The following is a 4,756-nucleotide window of genomic DNA, read 5'->3' as shown; positions in this document are numbered from 1 at the left end:
TTTTGTCTGAAAAATCTCGCTTTCTTATTGAGTTATAAGGATATTTGATTATTCCCAAAAATTTAGACACAAACAAAGTTGAATGTAAAGGTTTACAAAAAAACTTACTTGTGCTATACTTAAATCACAAGTTAATACAAGGTGAGTGTTACTAAGTAATATTAGGCATGATCACAGGTGAATTAGAAATCGGATGATTTTCTTGTTCATTTGTGGTCATTTTTTGTACTCATATACCTTTAAGATACAAAAGGAGGTTACCATGTATCGAATTCTAAACCCAATGAATCACAATGTCTCGCTTGTCAGAAATGACAAAGGAGAAGAAGTGATTGTGATTGGTAAGGGGATTGCATTTGGGAAAAAGAAGGGGGATTTGATTGCTGAAAATCAGGTTGAGAAAATCTTTCGGATGAAGACAGAAGAGTCCAGAGAAAACTTTATGGCTCTGCTCAAAGATGTTCCGCTTGATTTTATCACAGTGACCTACGAGATCATTGATAATCTTTCTAAGAAATATCATTATCCGATTCAAGAATATCTCTATGTGACCTTGACAGATCATATTTACTGTTCCTATCAAGCCCTAACACAAGGAAGGTACAAGGATAGCAATCTGCCAGATATTTCTGCCAAGTATCCTGTAGCTTTTCAAATCGCAAAGGAAGCATTTGAAATTTACCGTCAGAAGCTAGCGGATCATTTTCCTGAGGACGAAATTATTCGGATTGCTTATCATTTCATTAATGCCGAAGGTGAAAATGAAGTGGAAGTTGTTGAGTCGATTGATAAGAGGAAAGAAATTCTCAGGAATGTTGAAGAAGTGCTAAAGGGTTATGCAATTCAACGAACCAAAGAGAATAATCATTTCTATGATCGTTTTATGATTCATCTCAACTATTTCTTGGATTATTTAGACAGATCTAGAGATGATAACCAATCACTTCTGGATATGGAAGATCATATTAAACAATCCTATCCAAAAGCATTTGAGATTGGTTCCAAGATTTATGATGTGATTACGCAACATACTGGTCTTGATTTGTATAAAAGTGAACGAGTTTATCTAGTTCTACATATCCAACGTTTATTGTCATAAAAATTTAATTAAAAATATATAAGGAGAATTCTATCATGAATAGAGAAGAAGTAACATTGTTAGGTTTTGAAATCGTAGCCTATGCTGGCGATGCTCGTTCAAAACTATTGGAAGCCTTGAAGGCTGCTGAAGCTGGTGATTTTGCGAAAGCGGATAGTTTAGTTGAGGAAGCTGGTGGCTGTATCGCCGAGGCTCATCACGCGCAAACAAGTCTATTGACCAAGGAAGCCGCTGGTGAGGATTTGGCTTATAGTGTGACCATGATGCATGGTCAGGATCACTTGATGACAACTATCTTGCTCAAAGATTTGATGCACCATTTAATCGAACTTTACAAGAGAGGAGTTAAGTAATGAACAAACTAATTTCATTTATCGAGAAAGGGAAGCCTTTCTTTGAAAAACTGTCTCGTAATATTTACCTTCGCGCTATTCGTGATGGTTTCATTGCTGGAATGCCCGTTATTCTCTTCTCAAGTATCTTTATCTTGATTGCCTTTGTACCAAACTCATGGGGCTTTAAATGGTCTGATGATGTTGTTAATCTCCTCATGAAACCTTATAGTTATTCAATGGGGATTCTAGCTCTCTTGGTAGCTGGTACAACAGCTAAGTCATTGACCGACTCAGTAAACCGTAGCATGGAGAAAACCAACCAAATCAACTATATGTCAACACTGTTGGCAGCAATTGTTGGTTTATTGATGTTGGCAGCTGATCCGATTGAAGGTGGCCTAGCTACTGGATTCTTGGGGACAAAAGGTTTGCTTTCAGCCTTCCTTGCTGCCTTTGTTACTGTAGCCATCTATAAGGTTTGTGTTAAGAACAACGTCACTATTCGTATGCCTGACGAAGTTCCACCAAATATCTCACAAGTATTTAAAGATGTGATTCCATTCACTCTATCAGTGGTTTCTCTTTATGCTCTTGATTTACTAGCTCGTCATTTTGTTGGTGCAAGCGTAGCTGAATCAATCGGTAAATTCTTTGCACCATTATTCTATGCTGCTGATGGTTATCTAGGTATTACCATTATCTTTGGGGCCTTTGCCTTCTTCTGGTTTGTGGGTATCCACGGTCCATCTATCGTTGAACCAGCAATCGCAGCTATTACCTATGCAAATGCCGAAGTCAACTTGAACCTTCTCCAACAAGGGATGCATGCTGACAAGATTCTTACTTCTGGTACACAAATGTTTATCGTTACCATGGGTGGTACTGGTGCGACACTGGTTGTTCCATTCATGTTCATGTGGTTAACAAAATCAAAACGTAACCGTGCAATCGGACGTGCTTCAGTAGTTCCAACTTTCTTTGGTGTAAATGAACCAATCTTGTTTGGTGCACCACTTGTCTTGAACCCAATTTTCTTTATTCCATTTATCTTTGCGCCAATTGCCAACGTATGGATCTTTAAATTCTTCATTGAAACGCTTGGCATGAACTCATTTACTGCCAACCTTCCTTGGACAACACCAGGTCCTCTCGGTATTGTTCTCGGTACAAACTTCCAATTCTTGTCATTTGTACTTGCTGCTTTGTTAATTCTTGTAGACGTAGCCATTTACTATCCATTCCTCAAGGTTTATGATGAACAAATTCTTGAAGAAGAGCGTTCTGGTAAAGCCAATGATGAATTGAAAGAAAAAGTAGCTGCAAACTTCAATACTGCCAAAGCGGATGCTATTCTTGAAAAAGCAGGTGTAGAAGCATCTCAAAATACAATTACTAAGGAAACAAATGTTCTCGTCCTCTGTGCAGGTGGAGGAACAAGTGGTCTCCTCGCAAATGCTTTAAATAAAGCGGCAGAAGAATATAAAGTTCCTGTCAAAGCAGCAGCTGGTGGCTATGGGGCTCACCGTGAAATGTTGCCAGAGTTTGATCTGGTTATCCTTGCTCCTCAGGTAGCTTCTAACTTTGAAGATATGAAAGCAGAAACCGACAAACTTGGTATCAAACTTGCCAAGACTGAAGGTGGCCAATATATTAAATTGACTCGCGATGGAAAAGGCGCTCTTGCCTTTGTTCAAGCGCAGTTTGAAGAATAAAAGGTAAATAGCGAAGAAGTGAGATGGAGGAATTCCTCCCGACTCTATCTCCATCTCATTTCTATTTCTTGAAAGGTGAATCAAATGACAAAAACACTTCCAAAAGACTTTATTTTTGGCGGGGCAACAGCAGCCTATCAAGCAGAAGGTGCGACCAATACCGATGGTAAAGGACCAGTTGCCTGGGATAAATATCTTGAAGATAATTACTGGTACACTGCAGAACCAGCCAGTGATTTCTATCACAAATACCCAGTTGACCTCAAACTTGCAGAAGAGTATGGTGTCAATGGTATCCGTATTTCAATCGCTTGGTCACGTATCTTTCCAACTGGTTATGGGAAGGTTAATGACAAGGGGGTTGAGTTCTATCATAATCTATTTGCAGAGTGCCACAAACGCCATGTTGAGCCCTTTGTAACTCTTCATCACTTTGATACGCCAGAAGCTCTACATTCAAATGGAGACTTCTTAAACCGTGAAAACATTGAACACTTTGTAGACTACGCGGCCTTCTGTTTTGAAGAATTCCCAGAAGTAAACTATTGGACAACATTCAATGAAATTGGACCAATTGGTGATGGTCAATACTTGGTTGGGAAATTCCCTCCAGGTATTCAGTACGACCTTGCCAAAGTATTTCAATCTCACCACAATATGATGGTTTCTCATGCGCGTGCAGTCAAGCTATATAAAGATAAAGGTTATAAAGGGGAAATTGGTGTGGTTCACGCCCTGCCTACTAAATATCCTCTAGATCCTGAAAATCAAGCAGATGTTCGCGCTGCTGAGTTGGAAGATATCATCCACAATAAATTTATCTTGGATGCAACTTATCTAGGACGATATTCCGAAGAAACCATGGAAGGTGTCAACCATATCTTAGCAGTCAATGGTGGAAGCTTAGATTTGCGTGAAGAAGACTTCGCTGTGCTAGAAGCTGCAAAAGACTTGAACGACTTCCTTGGAATTAACTATTACATGAGTGATTGGATGCAAGCCTTTGATGGCGAAACAGAAATCATTCATAACGGTAAGGGTGAAAAAGGAAGCTCTAAGTATCAGATTAAGGGAGTTGGACGTCGAGTGGCGCCTGACTATGTCTCACGTACGGACTGGGACTGGATTATCTATCCTCAAGGTTTGTATGATCAAATCATGCGCGTGAAACAAGATTACCCAAATTACAAGAAAATCTACATCACAGAGAATGGTCTCGGATACAAAGATGAGTTTGTGGATGGGACAGTCTACGATGATGGGCGGATTGATTATGTTAAGAAACATATGGAAGTGATTTCAGATGCAATCTCTGATGGAGCCAATGTCAAAGGCTACTTTATCTGGTCGTTGATGGATGTCTTTTCTTGGTCAAACGGTTATGAAAAACGCTACGGTCTCTTTTATGTAGACTTTGAAACTCGAGAACGTTATCCTAAGAAATCAGCTCACTGGTACAAGAAACTAGCTGAGACACAACTTATTGAATAAAATTTAACAAAAATTCCCCGCCAAAAGGCAGGGGAATTTTTAGGCTCTATAATATTTGTAGTGGGTAAATCCTCTATAGATATTATGGAGCCTATTTTTGTATAGAAAAAAAGTCCCAT

Annotated in this window: 4 protein-coding genes; all 4 read left to right on the top strand. The window is 39.2% G+C overall.

What is annotated here, in order from left to right; all coding sequences use genetic code 11:
- Nucleotides 1-262: 262 nt before the first annotated feature.
- The 4 genes from ACIY19_RS10590 (at nucleotide 263) to lacG (ending at nucleotide 4,637) form a co-directional block, all read left to right on the top strand.
- On the top strand, nucleotides 263-1,099 hold the full coding sequence (locus ACIY19_RS10590; RefSeq protein ID WP_000285730.1) for a PRD domain-containing protein: 837 nt from the start codon (nucleotides 263-265) through the stop codon (nucleotides 1,097-1,099).
- 35 nt (nucleotides 1,100-1,134) lie between these two features.
- The gene (locus ACIY19_RS10585; protein ID WP_001078319.1) at nucleotides 1,135-1,452 is read left to right on the top strand and encodes a PTS lactose/cellobiose transporter subunit IIA; all 318 of its coding nucleotides are present in this window, start codon (nucleotides 1,135-1,137) and stop codon (nucleotides 1,450-1,452) included.
- Nucleotides 1,452-3,146, top strand: coding sequence for a lactose-specific PTS transporter subunit EIIC (locus ACIY19_RS10580; protein ID WP_001037490.1), 1,695 nt, complete (start codon nucleotides 1,452-1,454; stop codon nucleotides 3,144-3,146). Before ACIY19_RS10585 ends, ACIY19_RS10580 begins: the two co-directional genes overlap by 1 nt.
- 84 nt (nucleotides 3,147-3,230) lie before the next feature.
- Nucleotides 3,231-4,637: a 6-phospho-beta-galactosidase gene (lacG, locus tag ACIY19_RS10575; protein ID WP_409003379.1), complete on the top strand. Its 1,407-nt coding sequence runs from the start codon at nucleotides 3,231-3,233 to the stop codon at nucleotides 4,635-4,637.
- Nucleotides 4,638-4,756 lie beyond the last annotated feature (119 nt).

Source organism: Streptococcus sp. ST14 (genome assembly GCF_046098195.1).
Lineage (GTDB): Bacteria > Bacillota > Bacilli > Lactobacillales > Streptococcaceae > Streptococcus.
This window is presented reverse-complemented; position numbering and strand designations above follow the sequence as displayed.